This window comes from Mesorhizobium sp. M0189 (assembly GCF_040322135.1).
In the GTDB taxonomy this organism is placed as follows: domain Bacteria; phylum Pseudomonadota; class Alphaproteobacteria; order Rhizobiales; family Rhizobiaceae; genus Mesorhizobium.
Map to the genome: position 1 here is coordinate 77,001 of NZ_JAMYSW010000001.1, position 19,453 is coordinate 96,453.

Below are 19,453 nucleotides of genomic sequence, written 5' to 3' on the forward strand. Positions count from 1 at the left end.
ATGGCCAAGGCAATCATGCTGCAGGGCACGGGTTCGGATGTCGGCAAGACGGTGCTCGTCGCCGGTCTTTGCCGCGCGGCGAAGAACCGCGGCTTGAAAGTGCGGCCGTTCAAGCCGCAGAACATGTCGAACAATGCCGCCGTCGCCGATATTCCCGGCGATTCAAGCGGCGGTGAGATCGGCCGCGCGCAATGGCTGCAGGCGATCGCCTGCGGCGTGCCGCCGACCATCCACATGAATCCGGTGCTGCTCAAGCCGCAGACCGATGTCGGCGCTCAAGTTGTCGTGCAGGGCAAGGTGTTCGGCGAGGCGCGGGCGCGCGACTACCAGGCGCTGAAGGGCCGGTTGATGGATGCGGTGCTGGACTCCTGGGCGAAGGTCGGCGAGGGCGCCGATCTGGTCATTGTCGAGGGCGCCGGCTCGCCGGCCGAGATCAATCTCAGGAGCCGAGACATTGCCAATATGGGCTTTGCGACGCGCGCCGGCGTGCCGGTGATCCTGGTCGGCGATATCGATCGTGGCGGTGTCATCGCCTCGGTCGCTGGCACCCATCTGATCCTGCCGGAGGAGGACCGGCGTATGATCGTCGGCTACCTCATCAACAAGTTCCGTGGCGATGTCTCGCTGTTCGATGACGGCATCGAGGCGATCGAAAAATTCACTGGCTGGCGCTGTTTTGGCATCGTGCCGTGGCTGAAGGCGGCGGCGCGGCTGCCGTCGGAGGATTCCGTCGTGCTCGAACGGCTGGCGTCCGGCCAGAGGCGCGCGCTGAAGATCGCCGTGCCGGTGCTCTCGCGCATCGCCAATTTCGACGACCTCGACCCGCTCAAGGCCGAACCGCAGGTCGAGATGGTGTTCGTGCCGCCTGGCCAACGCCTGCCGCAGGATGCAGGGCTGGTGGTCATTCCCGGCTCAAAGTCGACGATCGGCGATCTCGTGAAATTCCGCGAGAATGGCTGGGACCGCGACCTTGCCGCGCACAGGAAACGCGGTGGCCATATCGTCGGTATTTGCGGCGGCTTCCAGATGCTCGGCCATAGCGTGCGCGATCCCTACGGCATCGAGGGCAGCGTTACCGAGACGCAAGGCCTCGGCCTGCTCGACGTCGAAACGGTTATGGAGCCGGAAAAGACGGTGCGCAATGTCAGCGCGCGCTCGGTGCCGTTCGATCTGCCGCTCGAGGGCTACGAAATCCATCTCGGCCGCACCACCGGTCCCGACACGCTGCGGCCATCCGCCGTTATCAACGGCGTCGATGACGGCGCCATCTCCGCCGACGGCAAGGTGTCAGGCACCTACATGCACGGGCTGTTTTCCGCCGACGCCTTCCGGGCGAAATTCCTCGAAAGCCTCGGCGTCAAGGGCGGCGGCATCGACTACCGCGCCGAGGTCGAACGGGCACTGGACGAGATCGCAGCCGAACTGGAAACCCACCTCGACTGCGACGCGATTTTCGGGCTGGCGCGTTAGCTGGCGGCTTCGTCAGCCTTCGGCCAGTAGGTGCCGAACGACCAGACATTGCCTTCCGGATCGCGGCAGATGAATTCGCGGCTGCCATAGTCGCGGTCGGTGAGCTCTTCCAGAATCTCGGCGCCGGCGGTTTTTGCCCGAGCGTATGCCGCGTCGGCGTCAGCGACCGCGACATAGATCGACTTGCCGCCGCCCGAGCCGGGCGCGCCGACCATCTTTCCATAGGCATCGTCGCGGGCCGTGCCGAGCATGATGATCGAGGAGCCGAATGCGAGTTCGGCATGGTGCACCACGTCGCCTTCGCCATAGCGGGTGCGGACGCTGAAGCCGAAGGCCTCGCACAACCAGTCGATCATTTTGCCGGCATTTCTGTAGCGCAGCGCCGGGTAAAGCCGCGGTGCTTCGGTGGTGTTCGGCATGGCTGATCTCCTTCGCTGTGTTGGTCGATCAACCCAGTCTGGGCGAAGGCCGGTCGCGCGTCTTGAAGAAATGTTACCTCACGGCGACAGTCGTCGGCGTGACGCCTGCGAGGTCGCGAAACTCGCGCACCAGATGCGCCTGGTCGGCATAGCCGCAGTCGGCGGCGATGTCGGCCCAATCGCTGTTGGCCTTTCTCGACAGGCAAAGCGCGTGGTTGAAGCGGACGATGCGCGAGAGCGTCTTGGGTCCAACGCCGACCGCGTCCGAAAATTTTCCGGCGAGATGCTTGCGGCTCCAGCCAAGCTTTTCGGCCAGCGTCGAGATGCGGGTCCGACCACTCGTCGAGACGATCGTCTCATAGGCCCAGACAATTTCGGCTTGAGTGCCGTCTGTGGTTGCCAACCGGTCGGCGACGAAGGCCTCGGCGATGGCAAAGCGTGAGCTCCAATCCGGCGCATTGCCAAGCCTTTCGCGAAGCGCGACGCCTCCAACGCCGAGCACGTCATCCAGGCCGACCATGCGATCGGTCAGTTCGCTCATCGGCCGGCCGAAGAAGCGACGAGCGCCGAGCGGGGTGAAATTGATCTGCACACAACAGGCGCCGCCGAAGGATTCGATCACCACCGGCCCGGCGTAGAGGCCGGCGGCAAAACTGGCGAAGCGGTCATTGTCGCCGGGGTCCCTGCCGAGCCCGATGGCAAAGGGTTCGGCAAAGCTGATGACCAGCGGCACGGTCAGCGAGGCATATTCGATGACGCGGAAATGGCCTGGCATGGTTTCGCGAAAGCCGCACATGTCGGTGACGGCGCCTTGAAGCCGATGACTGGGCGCGCGCCGCACCATCTCGAACCGATCGAGCCCTGGGCCGTCGTGGCGGCTGCCGTCTTCGCTGGCGGGCATGTGCTTCCCTCGTCCAGGAATTCTAACAGACCATCCTGCAGAATCAAAAGCGCCCGGGGTTTGGCCGGGCGCTCCGAGTTGCCTGAGATTCTGAATTGTCTGGACGTGTTTAAGCGCCGCGCATCAGGCAGCCGGCGGCCAGCACGATGTAGGCGATGACGACAATCCACGCGGCATTCAAAGGGATAAACGCAAGAACGCCAAGCGCGGCGAGAACGCCGATGATGGCGATGACAAGGGATATGATGAAAATAAGCTGGGTAGGCGCACTGAGATTCATGTCCGGTCCCTCCTCAACATGATTCGTACAACGGCATACTATCAGTCGCGCGGTCACACACCAATGCGCGCGCAGCGGGGCTTGCCGGATCGGCCAGCAGTTTTCCGGCGAGAATATGGCCGGTTCGACTATGCGCACCCCGTTTGCGCCAAGCCGATTCCGCGTTACCTTCCCGACGAATCGGAAGGGGCTGATGGCGATGGGATTGCTGGATCAGATACGCTCGATCTTCGACGGCGATCCCGGCGTGCGCAAGGTGGCGGACGATCCGGTGCTGTCGGCGGAATTGCTGATGCTGTTCCGCATGATCCTGGCCGACGGGTCGGTCAGCGAGAGCGAAATGACCGCCTTCAGGCGTATCTGCCGGGACGCCTTCGGCATTCCCGAAACCAGCATCGACAGCGTCATCGAGTATCTCAACGAATTCGGCTACGAGACCAACGGCTCGCAAGCCATCGCTCAGTTTCGCGACCTCGACGTCGAGCGGCGCAAGCTGCTCGCCCGTCACATGGCCGAGATCGCCAAGGCCGATTCGCAACTTGCCGGAAGCGAGATGCAGCTGTTGCGCCGCACCCTCGACCTGCTCGACATCAGCCCGGCCGATGTGGTGAAGCCGCAAGACTGAGTCATCGGCTGACTGCTGACGTTCTGAGCGTCATTTTGTCTGTAATAGGTCATCCTCCAGGATAACCTGTCACAGAAATTGCCGTGTCTCATTTATGTGGTGAGGTCCAGCACTGTCACCGTAGTTCCAGTTTTGTACATCTAGCGAAAAAAATCTTTAGGCATCTAATTTCTCTATTTACCTTTGCGTCTCCATCGCAAACTTTTTAAACTGTTCGATAATCTTCGACAAGTTCCTTGCCCCTCCAAATCCCTTGAAAGTACCATCCTTGACTGTTACAAAAAACCAATCTATTTCCTCGCCATACTGAAAGCTTACGTCTGTAAACTTTCTTCCATAGAGCTGCGTCCCGTGCAAATCTATTGAAACTTCCCATCCAGGGTTGTCGATCGTATCAATTTTTATGCCGTATTGGTGTTCCCAATCGCCGTTGCACTGCCCTTGGTACCACTCCTCTAACCACTCGAGCATTGATAGGTCGACCATTAGCCCCTCCTGTTAGTCGTTTGGAACAGAAGGAGGTTTATCGCCTCCTTTGTTGGGATTTGGCTTTACAGGGTCCCGACGCCCCGTTTCGCCGCCTCCTTAGCCATTCTAATGTCCGCCATTGTTGCCGGTCGAATCCTTGCTTTCTTTGTGGCTAGACTCGACACTCCGCTCGCCTGATTGACCGCGATCGGTGTAGTTTTCACGTGAGGGGGTAGGTATGCTTTGTGGATCAAGCCGTGCCACGAAGCTGCTCACCCCTGTTCCTGCAGCCTTTTCGCAATTGCCCGATGCAAATCGGGAGCGGCGGCGACCAGCGCCTTGGCGGCTTCGGATTGCGGGTGGTCGAGCACTTCGCTCGTCCTGCCGCGCTCGACGATCTTGCCGTCATGCATGACCATCACTTCGTCGGTGATGGCGCGGGCGACGGTCAGATCATGGGTGATGAACAGATAGGCGATGCCGAGTTTCTGGTTGAGTTCGGCGAACAAATCGAGGATCTGCGCGCGGATCGAGACGTCGAGCGCCGAGACCGGCTCGTCGGCGACGATCAGCTTCGGCCGGGTGATGATGGCGCGGGCGATCGACAGGCGCTGGCGCTGGCCGCCCGAAAACTCGTGCGGATATTTGTCCATGTCTTTAGGCGACAGGCCGACCTCGTGCAGCGCATGCGCCACCATTTCGCGCCGCGCGGCGGGCGCCGGCTTCTTCTCCAGCACATGCAGCGGCTCGGCCACCAATCTCTCGACCTTCTGGCGTGGGTCGAACGAACCATACGGGTCCTGGAACACGACCTGCATGTCGCGCCGCGCCGGCTTCAGCTCCGCCTCGCTCTTGCCGGTGAGGGTGTCGCCACGGAAGCGGATCCCACCGGCCGTCGGCTTGTCCAGCGCCAGGACCATGCGGGCGAGCGTCGACTTGCCGCAGCCGGAGCGCCCCACGAGCGCCACCGACTGGCCGGGCGCCATCGAGAAGGAGACATCGTCGACGGCGCGGATGGGAGCTGCCGGTTTCAACAGCGATATGCGCCGTCCGGGATAGTCCCGCGTTACGTTCGCTACCTGAAGCAGCGGTTTGGCTGATCCGCTGTCATGCGTGCGGGCTCGCGCCGGCAAATGCATCGAGGCCTGCGCCAGTTGGCGCGTGTAGGGGTGACGCTGTTCAGATAGCGTGCGGGCCGTGTCGCCGGCCTCCATCACCTCGCCATGGCGCAGGATGGTGATGCGGTCCGCCATCTCCGTCACCACGGCGAGGTCGTGCGAGATGAGCAGAAGACCCATGCGGTTTTCCGCTACGAGGTCGCGCAGAAGGTCGAGGATCTGCGCCTGCAGCACCACGTCGAGCGCGGTCGTCGGCTCGTCGGCAATCAGCAGCTTGGGTTTCAGCGCACAGGCAATGGCAATGACGACGCGTTGGCGCTGGCCGCCGGAGAGTTCGTGCGGATAACGCGACAGCGGGAATTGTGCTGCCGGCAGGCCGACCCGGTCGAGCATTTTTCGCGCCCGTTCCTCGGCGTCGGCGCGGCTTGCCCTGGTGTGCCAGCGAATACCCTCGGCGACCTGCTCGCCGATGGTCTTGACCGGATTGAGCGCCGTCATCGGCTCCTGGAACACCATGCCGATATCGTCGCCGCGCAGCGCGCACATCTGGTCCTCGCTGGCGGCAAGGATGTCGATGCCGTCGAAGGTGATGCGTCCGCTGGTGTGCGCCGCCCAGGGCAGAAGCTGCATGACGGTGAGCGCCGTCATCGACTTGCCGGAGCCGGATTCGCCAACGAGCCCCATCACTTCGCCCGGCGCGACGGAAAGTTCGATGTCTCTGAGGATACGGGTGCTGCCGATGGTCAGCGACAGCTTGTCGATTTCGAGCAGGCTCATCGCTGCCGCCGCGATTTCGGATCGAGAATGTCGGCAATGCCGTCGCCAAGCAGGTTCAGGCCAAGCACGGTGACGACGATCGCCATGCCCGGAAAGATCGCCATCCAGGGCGCCACCACCATGCGGGTCTGGGCGTCGAACAGCATGCGGCCCCAGCTCGGCATCGGCGGCTGGGTGCCCAGCCCGACATAGGAAAGCCCGGCTTCGGCCAATATGCCCAGCGCGAACTGGATGGTGCCTTGCACCAGCAGCAGCGTGGCGATGTTGGGCAGCACATGTTCGATGCTGATCAGCGTCCTGCTTTTGCCGGCGGCGCGGGCGGCGAGGATGAATTCGCGCGGCCAGATCGCCAGGGCGCCGGCCCGGGCGACGCGCGCGAACACCGGGACGTTGAAGATGCCGATGGCGATGATGGCGTTGAACGCGCCCGGCCCGAAGATGACGGTGATCATGATTGCCGAAAGCAGCGCCGGAAAGGCGAAGACCAGGTCGTTCAGCCGCATCAGCACGTCGTCGGCGATGCCGCCGCGCGCCGCGGCAAAGGCGCCGAGCGGCACGCCGATGCCCATGCCGATGCCGACCGCCACCAGCGCCACGGCGATCGAGTTGCGGGCGCCGACCATGATCATCGACAGGATGTCGCGACCGAAATGGTCGGTGCCGAACCAGTGCGCCAGCGATGGCGCCTGGGTCTTGTCGGAAATGACCAGCCTGGTGACATCGTAAGGCGTCCAGAAGAAGGAGAGGATCGCGACCGCAGCCACCAGCGCGGTGATGACGAAGCCGGCGAGGAACGAACGGTTTTTGAACGCCTTGGCCAGGATGCCGGCAAGGTTCTCGTCGGGGATGTCGATGTGCAGCGTCATTGCCGGCCTCTCAGGCGCGGATCGACCACCGCATAGGAGAGATCGACAACGAAATTGACGACGATGACGGCGGCGACCAGCAGCATGACGACGCTCTCGACCACGATCAAGTCACGCTGGTTGATCGCCTGGAACACCAGCCGGCCGAGGCCGGGCAAGTAGAAGACGTTCTCGATGATGACGGTGCCGGCGAGCAGGAAGGCGAATTGCAGGCCTAGAATGGTGACCACCGGGAGCATGGCGTTGCGCAGTGCGTGCCGCCACAAGACAATACGATAGGGCAGGCCCTTGGCGCGGGCGGTGCGGATGTAGTCCTCGCTCAGCACTTCGATCAGCGCTGAACGGGTGACCCGGGCAAGGATCGCCGCCTGCGGCAGAGCGAGTGCGATTGCCGGCAGGAGCAGCGATTTCAGCGCCGGCCAGACGCCGGCGCTCCAGCCGGGAAAGCCGCCGCCAGGCACCAGCCGCAGCCAGACGGCGAAAAGATAGATCAGCATCAGCGCAAACCAGAAATTGGGCACGGCGACGCCAAGCTGGGCGGCGCCCATAGCGATCGTGTCGCCGGCCCGGCCGCTACGGCTGGCGGAAAACAGCCCGACCGGGATGGCAATGACGGTGGACAGCGCCAGCGCCATCAACGCTAGCGGCAGCGACACGACGAGGCGCTCGCGGACCAGATCGATGACCGGCACCGAATAGGTATAGGAACGGCCGAAATCGAGGCTCAGCAGCCCGCCGGCCCAATGCAGATAGCGCAGCACGACGGGAGCGTTGAGGCCCATCTGGTTGCGCAGCAATTCGATCTGGTCGGCGCTGGCGTTCAGGCCAAGCATCAGCCGTGCCGGGTCGCCGGGAATGATCTCCAGCACGGCAAAGACCACCATCGAGGCCAGAACCAGCGTGACGACGGCGATGGCGAGGCGCTTGAGGAGGTAGGCGGTCATGGACGTTGAGGAACCGCTGTGTTGCCGGACGCAAAAACCGGGCGAAGCTTGCGTTCCCGCCCACCCCCCTCTGTCCTGCCGGACATCTCCCCCTCAAGGGGGGAGATTGGCAGTTTCCACGCTGACACTGTCCTTGCAACGCTAGTGGTTAGCGAAAGCGGCGATGAGGGCTCGATCTCCCCCCTTGAGGGGGAGATGTCCGGCAGGACAGAGGGGGGTGTGACGGAGTGCAACTTTCGCCCTTCTGTCAGCGGCTCAATCCGTCCACTTCACCTTGGTCAGGTCGTTGGCCTGGATGGGGGCGTTTTCCCATAGGCCCTGCAGTTTGGCGTCCCAGACGCCGACCTTCGGCAATTCGTAGAGGAAGCCGACCACGGCGTCATCGGCCAGAACCTTCTGCGCCTCGCCGAGCAGCGTCATGCGCTTGGCCTCGTCGGAGGTAAGGTTCAGCTCGTCGATGATCTTGTCGAAGGCCGGATTGTCGTAGTTGAAGTAATAGTCCTTGCGCGAATAGATATCGATGTCGTTGGGCTCGGTGTGGGAAACGATGGTCAGGTCGTAATCCTTCTTGGTGAAGACCTGATCAAGCCACTGCGCCCATTCGACAGGGATGATCTCGAGGTCGATGCCGATTTCGCGAAGCTCGGAGGCGATGATCTCGCCACCAAGCCGCGCATAGGAGGGCGGCGGCAGCTTCAGCGTCGCCTTGAAGCCATTCTCCAGGCCGGCTTCCTTCAGCAACTCCTTGGCCTTGTCCACATTGTGCGGATAGAGGCCGGTGAGGTCGACATAGGCCTTGCTGGCGGGCGACATGTGCGAGCCGATCGGCACGCCGAGGCCGGCCGAGGCGCCGTCGATGATCGCCTTGCGATCGAGCGCAAAGGAAATCGCCTGCCTGACCTGCAGCTTGTCGAAGGGCGGCTTCTTGTTGTTGATCGACAGGATGGTTTCGCCCTCGGTCGAGCCGATCACCACCTTGAAGCGCGGGTCGTCCTTGACCTGGGCGACACTGTCAGGATCGAAGAACGGAAAGGCCTGGATGTCGCCGGAAAGCAGCGCCGGAACGGCGGCGGCGGCGTCCGGAACGATGCGGAACTCGGCCTTGTCGAGGAACACCGGGGCGCCCCAGTAATTGTCCGACTTGACCAGCATGATCGATGAGCCCTTGGCCCAGTTCTGGAACTTGAACGGGCCGGTGCCGATCGGTTTTTCCTTGTTGGTGTCGGCTGTCTCAGGCGCGACGATCACCGCGTCGCCCCAGCCCATATTGTAAAGGAACGAGCCTTGCGGGTTCTTCAGCGTGACCGTCACCGTCGCGGGATCGACGACCTCGACCTTGCCGATGGCGGCGAACAGGCCCTTTTGCGCGTTGACGGAATTGTCGGCGCGGGCACGATCGAGCGAGAATTTCACGTCGTCGGCGTTGAAGTCGCTGCCGTCATGGAATTTCACGCCTGTATGCAGCTTGAAAGTGTAGACCTTGCCGTCGTCGGAAATGCTCCAGCCTTCGGCGAGATCGGGCAGCACTTCGCCGTTCGGTCCGATGCGGGTCAGGCCCTCGAAGACATTGGCGTAGAGCACCTCGTCGATCGCAGCCGCGGCACCCGCGGTCGGATCGAGATGCGGGGGTTCGAGCGGAATGCCGATGACCAGGTCAGTTCGCGCGGCCATCGCCGAGGTTCCGGCGGCCAACGCCAGCGCCGCTGCGGCCAGAATGGTTTTCCACAATTTCATCGTGCAACTCCCCATATGCTAAAACACGTGCTGAAACCCGGCGGATAGAAGCGTGAATTCGCCGCCGAGTAAATTGCGTTTCGTACCGTCCGCCGCCGCCGGGAGGAATGTTTTTCCGCCCATGGCCGGATCATTGCGGGCCGGCCCCCCTCAGCAGAACGCCGAGGCCGATTGCCATCACCTTTGCCGAGTCCAACATATCGGCAATGCCGACCCATTCGTCGGGTCGGTGGGCAAGGTCGAGAATGCCCGGCCCATAAGCGATGCAGTCATAGATGTGGCCGATGCGGGCGACGTGTTTCTGGTCGTAGGTGCCGGGCGAGATCACGTAATCCGGCTCGCGGTCGAATATCTCCATGATGCCTTGCGCGACCGCCTTCACCACCGGTGCGTCGCGCTCGGTCATCAGCGGCAGCACTTCCATCAGATCGCGGATTTCGTAATCGAATTTCTTGCGCTCGCGCTTCAGCCGCTCGAGGATATCGATCACTTCGCTTTTGACCGTGCCGAGATCCTCTTCGAGCAGGAAACGGCGGTCGATGGTCAGCCGGCAGGAATCAGGCACGTTGGGCGAGGGCAGGCCGGGCCGGAAATCCTCCGTCTGGCCGCCATGGATCGAGTTGATGTTCATGGTCGAGCGTTTTGCGCCTTCGGGCACGACCGGCATGCGCGTCATTTTGCGGTCGAGCGCCGGAAACAATTCGTCCTCGAAGGCCCGCAGCACGGCGCCCATATGGCGTACCGCATTGTCGCCGAGGAACGGCATCGAGCCGTGCGCGATCTCGCCTTTGGTCTCGATCTCCGCCCACCAGACGCCGCGATGGCCGAGGCAGATGCGGTCCTTGTTGAGCGGCTCGGGAATGATGACGTGGTCGACCTTCGGCCTGGAGAAATAGCCGAGCTTCGCCAGATGCGCGACGCCGCCAAAGCCGCCGGACTCCTCGTCGACCGTCCCCGAAATCTCGATGGCGCCGGGAAAATCGGGAAAGACCTCCATGAAGGCTTCAGCGGCGATGATCGAGGCGGCAAGCCCACCTTTCATGTCGCAAGCACCGCGGCCATAGACCTTGCCGTCCCTGACGATGCCGGCGAACGGATCGAGGCTCCAGCCGTCGCCGGGCTCGACCACGTCGATATGCGAATTGAAGTGCACGCAAGCACCCGGCGCGCGGCCATCGAAGCGGGCGACGACGTTGACGCGCGGATAACGGTCAGTGTCGCCGGGCGTGCCTTCGGCACGGATGAATTCGATCTCAAAACCGCGCTTCTTCAGCCGCGCGCCGATAAATTCGGCACACGGCTGATAGGCTTCGCCGGGCGGGTTGATGGTCGGAAAGCGGATCAGATCCGCGGCCAGCGCAACCAGATCATCGGCTCGGTCATCGATCGCCTTGAGGAGCCGTTCGTTCGGTTCGTTCATTCGGCGAATTGAGCAGCGGATGAGGCGGTTTTGCAAGCCCGATGGCGAATTGCGAGGCGATTGCGTGTCGTTACGGCAACTATTGCGGGAAATCGTTCAAATTCGCTGCTTTGGATTGGTGAAATCGTCAGGGAGTAGGTGTTAGCTCGCTGGCTTGCCATCAAAATGCTGGAGAACAGCGTGAGGGCAGGCAGGCAAGGGGCATCAAAGGGGTTTGATCGCATGAAAAACACTGTTCTCATGGCAGCAGCATTGGTAGCGATGCTGTTCGGTTCGTCGTTCGAGGGCCGGGCGGCCAGCCTGGTCGCGAACATTGATATTTCCTCACAGACGATGACGGTAAGATACGGGCTTTCGTATTACCGGTGGAGCGTTTCCACCGCCCGCAAAGGCTACATCACGCCGCGCGGCAGCTATCGTCCGCAGCGGACGGCCAGGATGTGGTATTCGCGCAAATACGATATGTCGCCGATGCCCTATTCGGTGTTCTTCCGCGGCGGCTATGCCATCCACGGCACCGGTGCCGTCCGGCAATTGGGGCGCCCGGCATCGCATGGCTGTGTGCGCCTCCACCCCAGCAACGCCGCGGCCTTCTATTCGATGGTGCGCAAAGCCGGCTTCGGCAACACGCGGATCCTGGTGACGAATTAGGCCTGTCACTGGGCCCGAAAATAAAAAACCCGCCGGAGCGGCAGGTTCGTCGGCGCCAAGTAGCACCATACCGAAGTTAGTAGCATAGCTGCCGGCACAAAGCAAGAACAAAATACGTCAGTAGCGGAAAATGTTTGCTATGATTTCCGCTCAGGCGGCTTTGTCGCGCAATTTCAACGGCCGCCGCTTTCTGCGCTTGCTGATCTCCCAGCGCTTGTGGAACCACATCCACTGGCCAGGGTCTTCGCGCACCCAGCGCTCGACCACATCGTTGAGAAGCTGAGTGGTGGCGGGGACGTCGACATTGCCGCCTGCGGTGCGCGGCAAGGTGAGCTTGTCCTCGATTTCGAGCCGGAAACGATTGTTCGGCAAGCGCACGCAGCGCGCCGGGTAGACATCGCAATCGTAATGCCGGGCCAGCGTGCCTAGTACGCGGTTGCTCTCGCAGGGGCGGCCGAAGAATGTCGTCTCGAGCCCGCCCGTGAATTTCTGGTCGACCAGCACGCCGATATTGCCGCCGTTCTCCAGGATAGCCGCAAGCGCGAACGAGGCGCCGGTCGAAGACGGCAGCAGCGATCCCATGCTCGAGCGGCGGGTCGAGAGGATGTAGTCGGCGAGGTAAGGGTTGTTGGGCGGGCGAAACAGCGCCGTGATGTTCATGCCGAAGGTGGCAGCAGCCACCGGCAGCAGCTCGAAATTGCCGAGATGCCCTGTGAAGACGATATGCGGCTTGTCCTCGCCGGCGATGCGCACGAAATGCTCCACGCCCTTGACCTCGACACGGCCCGGCTTCGTCGCAGCAGGATCGTAGTCGAACAAAGCATCGAGGAAGATATATTCGGCGGCGAGGCGAGCCATGTTGCCCCACATGTCGGAGGCGATCGCCTCGATCTCTGTATCGCTCTTTTCCGGATAGGCCTTGCGCAGATTGTCGATCGCAACCTTGTGGCGCTGCACCCAAGGGCCGATGTGGCGGGCGGCGCGGTCGGCGAAATTGAGCGCCCTGTCGGGCGGCAGCAGGCGCAGCGCGGAGATGATGATCATCGCGACCCGCGCGACCAGCCAGTAGTTGAACCGTCGAAGCCGCCGGCCATGGCGGAATCCCAGGTCCCGGCTGATCTTCCTGAAAGTCTTGCCGACCATTCTCAGCCGACGCGCAGGATGATCTTGCCGAACACGTCGCGGCCTTCCATGCGCTTCAGCGCGGCATCGATGCCGTCGAAGCCGACCTCGGTGTCGATCACCGGCGCGACAAGACCCGCCGCCATCTTCTGCATGGCGTCGGCCATGTTTTCCATGCGGCAGCCGAACGAGCCGAGCAGCTTCAGCTGCTGCTGGAACAACTGCATCAAATTGATTTGCGTCGACACACCGGAGGTCGAGCCGCAGGTGACCAGCCGTCCGCCGCGTTTCAGGCACAGCATCGAGGCGGCAAAGGTGTCGGCGCCGACATGCTCGAACACCACGTCGACGCCCTTCTTCTTCGTCAGCTTGCGCACGACGCCTTCGAAGCGGTCCTCGCGGTAATTGATGACGTGGTCGGCGCCGAGCGCCTTGGCCTTGTCGATCTTTTCGTTCGAGCCGACGGTGGTGATGACCGTGCAGCCCATCTTCTTGGCCAGCTGAATGGCGGCTGAGCCGATGCCGGAGCCGCCGGCATGGACGAGTATCGTCTCGCCGGGCTGCAGCCGGGCATTGTCGAACAGCATATGCTCGACCGTGCCGAAGGTAACCGGCGCCACCGCCGCGCCGATCTCGCTCACGCCGGGCGGCGCGGGGACCAGAAGGCGCGCCGGCAGGTTGATCTTTTCCTGCGCAAAGCCGTCGAGATGGAAGCCGTGCACGCCCGAAACATGCTCGCAGAGATTGTCGCGGCCTTCGCGGCAGGCGCGGCAAAGACCGCAGGTGCGGGCTCCATAGATCGACACCAATTGCCCGGGCACAAGGCTGGAAACGCCGGGGCCGACCGCCTCGACCTCGCCGGAAGCCTCGGCGCCGACGACCAGCGGCAGCTTGCGCTTGGCAAAAGCCATGCCGCGCCAGCCCCAGACGTCGATGTGGTTCAGCGCCACGGCCTTGATGCGCAGCGTCACCTCGCCGAGCGAAGGCGGCGGCGGTGGTGGCAGGTCCACCGTTTCAAGCCGGCGATCCTCGATAAGTTGCAATGCGCGCATGCCAGATCCCAGGTTGCGCATGACCCGAGAACCGTTTCGGAAAGGACCATGCGCACGACAACAGTGCTAGAGCGGAACGGTCGCTTAGACCGGTTCCCGCGCCATGACAAGGCAGGTGTTCTGGCCGCCGAAGCCGAAGGAGTTCGACAGGACCGTGCCGACCTCGGCGTTGCGCTTGGTGTTCGGCACCACGTCGAGCACGATCGCCGGGTCGGGATTGTCGTAGTTGATGGTCGGCGGAATGACGCTTTCGCGCATCGTCATCAGCGAAAATGCAGCCTCGACGGCACCGGCTGCCGATAGGGTATGGCCGATCATCGACTTGTTCGACGAGACCGGCATTGACGAGATACGCTCGCCGAACACCGTCGACAGCGACAAATGCTCCATCTTGTCGTTTTCGGGCGTCGAGGTGCCATGGGCGTTGACATAATCGATCCCGTCCTCGCTCAGGCCGGCATCGGCAAGGGCGGCGCGCACCGCCGCGATCGCCGGCGAACCGTCCGGCTTGGAGCGGGTGCGATGGAAGTCGTCGGCCTTTTCGCCGCAGCCGCGCAATATGCCGAGAATGGTGGCGCCGCGGGCAAGTGCTGCCTCCAGCGATTCCAGCACAAGGGCGCCCGAGCCTTCGGCCAGCACGAAGCCGTCGCGATCCTTGGAGAACGGCTTGGATGCCTTTTCGGGGATGTCGTTATGGGTGGAGAGCGCCGACAGAAGCGAGAAGCGGATCAGCGCCTCCGCGGTTGCCGATCCGTCGGCGCCGATCGACAGCGCCCGGTCGCATTCGCCGCGGCGGATCGCCTCGACGCCGAGCTGGATCGCCGTGGCGCCCGAGGCGCAGGCGGTCGACAGCGTGATCGGCAGGCCGCGCGTGCCGAAACGATCGGCAAGCCGGTCGGCGATCGAACCGAACTGGGTGGTCTCGAAAATGTCGAGTTCCCTCAGGCCGCGCGCCACCCGCAGGAGCCTCTCTGCACCGGTATCGTGCGTGTCGGAATTGTAGAGCGAAAAGCGCTCGCTCCAGTCGAGTTCGACCGGCGGCGAAGCGAGGAAAAGCGGTCCGCCGAAATCGCCGGCATCGAGGCCTGCCTCAGACATCGCTTCCTGGGCCGCGGTTTCGGCAAGCTCATAGGTGAGGAGACTGGCGCCCTTGGAACTCGACGGCAGGAAATCGACCATGCCGGAGATGCGGGTGTTGAGATGATCGACCGGGAAGCGGGTGATCGGATGGATGCCGGACTTGCCGGATGTCAGCGCCGCCCAATTATCGGCCTTGCCGACACCGAGCGAGGTCACCACGCCGATGCCGGTGACGGCGACGATCGGCCTGCCCATGTGGTCGTTCAGATTGGCCATTTGTTGTCCAAAAACCTGTTTCTCTTGGAGCATCGGATCGCCCGAAAACCGCGTCACGTTTTCGGTCCGATGCTCTAGGCGGCTTTGATCAGCGCCATGCCCTCGAATTGGTGATAGCCGATCGCCGTTGCAAGGACGGTCTTCGGGACGCCGGCAAACGGTTTTTCGACTGTGGCGTCGAAGACAGGGTAGGCGGCCTCGCGATCGACAGCCAGGGCCGCCAGCGCGACGGCGAAGGGGAACTGCGCTTCCTTCATGTGGCCGGTGAGCGTCGAAAAGCCGCGTGCGGCGATCGCCGGATTGGCCTCGAGCGCCGATTTCTCGGCGGCGGTCGCGGCATGGGCGCCCGAAGCGCCGGAGATCGCCAGCAACTCGCCGTCCGGCAATGCGGCTTGCTTCAGCAGCATGGCGATCTCTCCATCGAGTTCGCCCCGCCGGCGCCTGGCGCGACCGGACAGGACCGGGCCAAGTTCCGCATAGATCTTCCGGCCACGGCTTGTCGCGTGCTCGCGCTGCTCCAGGACGAGAAACGCGCCGCCGGATCCGGTCACCACGCCGCCGCCCTCGGCACCTTGCCTCTGCCAGACCGGCCGCCACGGACCGCGATGCAGGTAGCCGGCCAGTTCATAGCCGAGCAGCATGTCGGAATGTTCGGTCTGGAAAGCGCCGCCGACCAGTATATGCGTCGACTGACCGGAACGGATGCGCGCGGCCGCGGTCTCGACGGCGGCGACGCCCGCACCTTCCTCGCCCATGAAGGTGCGCGACGACCCCGTCACCTTGTGGACAATCGAGATGTTGCCGGCGAGCAGGTTGGAAAGCTGTGCCAGAAACAGCGTCGGGCGCAATTCCGTGGTCAGCTTCTCGTTGAGCAGCACGTCGCGGTCATTGCGGCTTTCCGATGCCGCGAGAATGGCCGCGTCGACCGCTTCGTCGCGCTCGCCGCCGCCGGCGGCCACCACCATGTCCATGGTCGCGCAGAGTTCGTCATTGCCCTTGATGCCGGCATCATCGAGCGCAAGGCCGGCCGCATAGGTGCCGAGCCTCTGCCAGGTCTCCATCTGCCGCTGGTCGCCACGCTTGGAGATCTGCAGGTTCCAGTCGACCTCCGGCAGCGGGTGGACTGTATAGGGCGAGAAGCGCGAGGCCTCCAGAACCGGCTCAAGGCGCGGCTGGACGAGCTTTTGCCAATGCGCATCCGGACCCTCGCCCAGCGACGAGACTAGGCCGATGCCTGATATGACGACGTCGTGGGGGTTCATGGGCGGCTGTTCGGGTGAAGGCGCGTCAAGCGCTGTGCTTACGTGGCGTTCTTGGCGGCGACGAGCGCGTCGATCTTGGCGCACAGGTTCTTCATGACGAAATAGTCGTCGGTCGACGCCTTGCCGTCATTGACCTCCTGCGTCCACTTTTCCAGCGGCACCTTGATGCCGAATTCCTTGTCGATGGCAAAGACGATGTCGAGGAAGTCGAGGCTGTCGATGCCGAGATCGTCGATGGTGTGGCTTTCGGGCGTGATCGTCTCGATGTCGATCTCGCTGGTATCGGCGATGATCTTGGCGACTTTGTCGAACGTGGTGGACAAGGGCTTTTCCTTCGATTGCGGGCGGAATCTGTCCGCATGTGTTTTGGGCTGTCTAATCGGTTTTTCCGGGCAGGAAAAGGCCTGATGCGCCGGCGGCAACTGGGATTGCTGTTCTGGCAGAGCAATAGGGGTCGCTGGCAACCCCTCCCGGCGATATGCCGAAACCGTCCCATCTCTGGTCATTGCGTGTACCAATGTACCACGAAGATCTATGACCATAGAACGCGTGCAGACCGGGTGCGCCTGGAAAAACGATTGGTGAAGGTGCTCAAGGCCTTGGCTAAGCATGGCGACATGAGCATGGGTGGGCGGCTGGCGCACCGCATCCGCTATGTTCGCGTTACGCCGGATTCGCGTGTCGGATTGTCGAGGTGGCCTGCCGACCGACCACTAACGGAGGCACGGAGGCGTCGATTACCTATGCGTTCACTGCCTGAGCCCGGCAGGACCATCGTATCTGTCCGAACTGACGGAGGACGCGTTCGCGGACATGATCGAGGGATGGAAGCTCCATGTCGACGCTTGGCTGGTAGCGGTGAAAATCTGACGCCGGGTAACTTGAACGAATTGCCACCAACGGTGGAATGTTACCTTCGTCTCGTAGATGGGAACGAGCAAGTAGCGGACAAAGCGGTCGCTCAGTGAGTTTTCCTTCGTTCTGTGCCTTGATGGGACAATTCTTCGCCGCTGATCGGAGCAACACCCGTGGTCATGCATTCCTTCCACATCCACATCCCGGATGAACAGATCGAGTACCTCCAGCGTCGTATCCAAGCGACAAGATGGCCGTCGTCGATCTTCGCATACGGATGGGAGGACGGTACTGACGTTGATTTCCTCAGAAAGCTTTCACGTTACTGGGAATACGATTTCAGGTGGCGCGATCACGAAAAACGTCTGAACCTGTTGCCTCAGTTTAGGGTCACGATAGACGGGTGCGACATCCATTTCGTTCACCAGAAAGGAAAGGGGTCATCGCCCTTGCCGTTGATCCTCACTCATGGCTGGCCCGGCTCCTTCGCCGAGTTCGAGCATGTCATTCCGCTGCTCACGGAACCTGCCAAATACGGCGGGGATGCCGATGACGCCTTCGATGTCGTCGCACCGTCGCTTCCGGGTTTCGGCTTCTCGTCCCCGCCGCGTCAAGCCGGCGTTAGCTCAAAGCATGTCGCGAAGCTGTGGCGGGGGCTGATGCGCGAACTGGGATATGATCGCTTCGCCGCACAAGGTGGCGACATCGGCGCCGGCGTCTCGACCTGGCTCGCTCAGCTTTACCCGGAGGACCTTATCGGATTGCACCTGAATTACATTCCGGGCAGTTTCCGCCCGACCCTCGGTCGCGACGACCCACCTGTCACGCCGGAGGAGAAGGCATTCCTCGACAGTGCGGCGAATTTCGCCGCGACGGAGGGGGCCTACGCTTTTCTGCAGGGGACCAAGCCCCAGACGCTAGCCTTTGCACTGACAGATTCCCCAATCGGGCTAGCCGCATGGATTGCCGAGAAGTTCCGCAGTTGGAGCGACTGCGAAGGCGAACTCGAACGCGCCATCCCTCTAGACACGCTGCTTACCGACATCTCGCTCTACTGGTTCGGTAACACGATCGAGGCCTCGCTCCGGATTTACAAAGAGAACCGGCTCTGCCCCCTGATCTTCGGGCCAAGAGAGCGAATAATACCGCCCCTCGGCGTTGCAGTCTTCCCTCGAGAGCTTCCTATGCCACCTCGCTCCTGGGTCGAGCGAGTCTTCCGTGTCGAGCGCTGGACCGACATGCCGAAAGGAGGACATTTCGCGGCGATTGAGCAACCCGAACTCCTGGTCGAGGACATCCGGGCCTTTTTTCGGCCGCTGAGGCTCCGGCCGGCAAAGTAGAGGACGAAAACCTCGCCCGTTGTCAACGCTCGGAAGGCCTGATGAGACGTACCATCGCATTCGCTTTCGTTGAAAGCGCTCGTTGGTCCTGACTAAGGGTCGATGTCGACCTTGGACTCGATCAAGACCTCATCGCGGGTCGGAACCGGTATTCCGCTTAAGGTACTACTAGCGAACGCTTCAACCGGCTCCGGCGCAGTCAGAAAGTGACGCGGCCGAGTACTCGCAGGCCGTCGCCCTGCGGCTCGACGACCACCGCCTCGCCTTCACGCGGCGAGATCCCGGTCAATTCCTGGATGTTTTCGAGATGCGTGACCATGACCAGATTGTCGGAGCCGGAATAGCCGCGGATCTCGGCAAGGATCGCGGCAATCTGGTCGGCCTTTTCCTTTTCGTCGGTCTTCAGCAGGTCAAGCGGTGCGAACGGCTCCGGCTCGCTTTCGAAAGCGATGCGGGCGGTCTCGAGGCAGCGGCAATAGCGGCTGGACAGCACGCGCTCGACCGGTGCGGCGCGGGCGCCAAACAGCGCGCCGATCTTGCGCGCCTGTTGCTTGCCGCGCTCAGAGAGATTGACCTGGGTCGCGCATTTGCCGAGGTCGAAATTGGCCGCATCGGTGGTGCCGGTGACCATGGCATGGCGAAGCAGGACCACATGCCCGCCGTCGCGGAGCAGCGCCCAGCCGGCTTCCGTCGCATGGGCTGTGGCGGAAACGGCAAGCAACAGCAGCGCCAGCACAAATCGAAGCATCAGACATCCTTTCGGGTGACCGGCAGGCAGGTCCCCGGTGACCGG

General features: G+C 62.6%; 19 protein-coding genes. 4 read left to right on the plus strand and 15 right to left on the minus strand.

Going from position 1 to position 19,453, the window contains the following annotated elements:
* Entirely contained in the window at window positions 1-1,470 is a 1,470-nt protein-coding gene (locus NKJ09_RS00345; protein ID WP_352495960.1) for a cobyric acid synthase, read from the plus strand.
* On the opposite strand, the gene NKJ09_RS00350 is transcribed toward NKJ09_RS00345, so the two are convergent.
* From NKJ09_RS00350 to NKJ09_RS00360, 3 genes are all read right to left on the minus strand, one after another.
* Window positions 1,467-1,889: a VOC family protein gene (locus NKJ09_RS00350; RefSeq protein ID WP_023719962.1), complete on the minus strand. Its 423-nt coding sequence runs from the start codon at window positions 1,887-1,889 to the stop codon at window positions 1,467-1,469. The genes NKJ09_RS00345 and NKJ09_RS00350 overlap by 4 nt on opposite strands.
* 73 nt (window positions 1,890-1,962) lie before the next feature.
* Window positions 1,963-2,790, minus strand: a complete 828-nt coding sequence (locus NKJ09_RS00355) for a helix-turn-helix domain-containing protein (RefSeq protein WP_031194284.1) — start codon at window positions 2,788-2,790, stop codon at window positions 1,963-1,965.
* A 109-nt stretch (window positions 2,791-2,899) separates the two neighbouring features.
* Window positions 2,900-3,070, minus strand: a complete 171-nt coding sequence (locus tag NKJ09_RS00360; RefSeq protein ID WP_023676480.1) for a hypothetical protein — start codon at window positions 3,068-3,070, stop codon at window positions 2,900-2,902.
* A 193-nt stretch (window positions 3,071-3,263) separates the two neighbouring features.
* Here NKJ09_RS00360 and NKJ09_RS00365 point away from each other — a divergent pair, with 193 nt between their 5' ends.
* Window positions 3,264-3,695 (plus strand): TerB family tellurite resistance protein, encoded by a 432-nt coding sequence (locus NKJ09_RS00365; protein ID WP_352495961.1) that lies wholly within the window; start codon window positions 3,264-3,266, stop codon window positions 3,693-3,695.
* A gap of 177 nt (window positions 3,696-3,872) precedes the next feature.
* Here NKJ09_RS00365 and NKJ09_RS00370 read toward each other — a convergent pair whose 3' ends face one another.
* The 6 genes from NKJ09_RS00370 to NKJ09_RS00395 form a co-directional block, all read right to left on the minus strand.
* Entirely contained in the window at window positions 3,873-4,181 is a 309-nt protein-coding gene (locus NKJ09_RS00370; RefSeq protein WP_352495962.1) for an immunity 53 family protein, read from the minus strand.
* Window positions 4,182-4,435: 254 nt separating this feature from the next.
* Window positions 4,436-6,058, minus strand: coding sequence for an ABC transporter ATP-binding protein (locus NKJ09_RS00375; RefSeq protein ID WP_352495963.1), 1,623 nt, complete (start codon window positions 6,056-6,058; stop codon window positions 4,436-4,438).
* A complete protein-coding gene (locus tag NKJ09_RS00380) occupies window positions 6,055-6,924 on the minus strand; it encodes an ABC transporter permease (protein WP_352495964.1) in 870 nt (289 codons plus the stop codon). Before NKJ09_RS00380 ends, NKJ09_RS00375 begins: the two co-directional genes overlap by 4 nt.
* Entirely contained in the window at window positions 6,921-7,868 is a 948-nt protein-coding gene (locus NKJ09_RS00385) for an ABC transporter permease (protein WP_352495965.1), read from the minus strand. The genes NKJ09_RS00380 and NKJ09_RS00385 overlap by 4 nt, the downstream gene beginning before the upstream one ends.
* 255 nt (window positions 7,869-8,123) lie before the next feature.
* On the minus strand, window positions 8,124-9,602 hold the full coding sequence (locus NKJ09_RS00390) for an ABC transporter substrate-binding protein (RefSeq protein WP_352495966.1): 1,479 nt from the start codon (window positions 9,600-9,602) through the stop codon (window positions 8,124-8,126).
* A gap of 130 nt (window positions 9,603-9,732) precedes the next feature.
* Window positions 9,733-11,022, minus strand: coding sequence for an acetylornithine deacetylase/succinyl-diaminopimelate desuccinylase family protein (locus NKJ09_RS00395; protein WP_352495967.1), 1,290 nt, complete (start codon window positions 11,020-11,022; stop codon window positions 9,733-9,735).
* A gap of 222 nt (window positions 11,023-11,244) precedes the next feature.
* Between NKJ09_RS00395 and NKJ09_RS00400 the strand changes: the two genes are divergently transcribed.
* The gene (locus NKJ09_RS00400) at window positions 11,245-11,673 is read left to right on the plus strand and encodes a L,D-transpeptidase (protein WP_023719972.1); all 429 of its coding nucleotides are present in this window, start codon (window positions 11,245-11,247) and stop codon (window positions 11,671-11,673) included.
* Window positions 11,674-11,823: 150 nt separating this feature from the next.
* On the opposite strand, the gene NKJ09_RS00405 is transcribed toward NKJ09_RS00400, so the two are convergent.
* The 5 genes from NKJ09_RS00405 to NKJ09_RS00425 all read right to left on the minus strand — a co-directional run bounded on the left by NKJ09_RS00405 (window position 11,824) and on the right by NKJ09_RS00425 (window position 16,788).
* On the minus strand, window positions 11,824-12,816 hold the full coding sequence (locus tag NKJ09_RS00405; protein ID WP_352484195.1) for a lipid A biosynthesis lauroyl acyltransferase: 993 nt from the start codon (window positions 12,814-12,816) through the stop codon (window positions 11,824-11,826).
* 2 nt (window positions 12,817-12,818) lie between these two features.
* Window positions 12,819-13,847 carry a zinc-binding dehydrogenase gene (locus NKJ09_RS00410; protein WP_352484196.1) on the minus strand — a complete coding sequence of 343 codons (1,029 nt, stop codon included), beginning with the start codon at window positions 13,845-13,847 and terminating at the stop codon, window positions 12,819-12,821.
* 84 nt (window positions 13,848-13,931) lie between these two features.
* Window positions 13,932-15,203 (minus strand): beta-ketoacyl-ACP synthase, encoded by a 1,272-nt coding sequence (locus NKJ09_RS00415; protein ID WP_023719975.1) that lies wholly within the window; start codon window positions 15,201-15,203, stop codon window positions 13,932-13,934.
* Between the two features lie 74 nt (window positions 15,204-15,277).
* Complete coding sequence (locus NKJ09_RS00420) at window positions 15,278-16,465, minus strand: beta-ketoacyl-ACP synthase (protein WP_352495968.1); 1,188 nt, start codon at window positions 16,463-16,465, stop codon at window positions 15,278-15,280.
* A 38-nt stretch (window positions 16,466-16,503) separates the two neighbouring features.
* On the minus strand, window positions 16,504-16,788 hold the full coding sequence (locus NKJ09_RS00425; protein WP_023719977.1) for an acyl carrier protein: 285 nt from the start codon (window positions 16,786-16,788) through the stop codon (window positions 16,504-16,506).
* Between the two features lie 711 nt (window positions 16,789-17,499).
* Between NKJ09_RS00425 and NKJ09_RS00430 the strand changes: the two genes are divergently transcribed.
* Window positions 17,500-18,660, plus strand: coding sequence for an epoxide hydrolase family protein (locus tag NKJ09_RS00430; protein ID WP_352495987.1), 1,161 nt, complete (start codon window positions 17,500-17,502; stop codon window positions 18,658-18,660).
* A 199-nt stretch (window positions 18,661-18,859) separates the two neighbouring features.
* Here NKJ09_RS00430 and NKJ09_RS00435 read toward each other — a convergent pair whose 3' ends face one another.
* On the minus strand, window positions 18,860-19,408 hold the full coding sequence (locus tag NKJ09_RS00435) for a histidine phosphatase family protein (protein WP_352495969.1): 549 nt from the start codon (window positions 19,406-19,408) through the stop codon (window positions 18,860-18,862).
* Window positions 19,409-19,453: the final 45 nt, after the last annotated feature.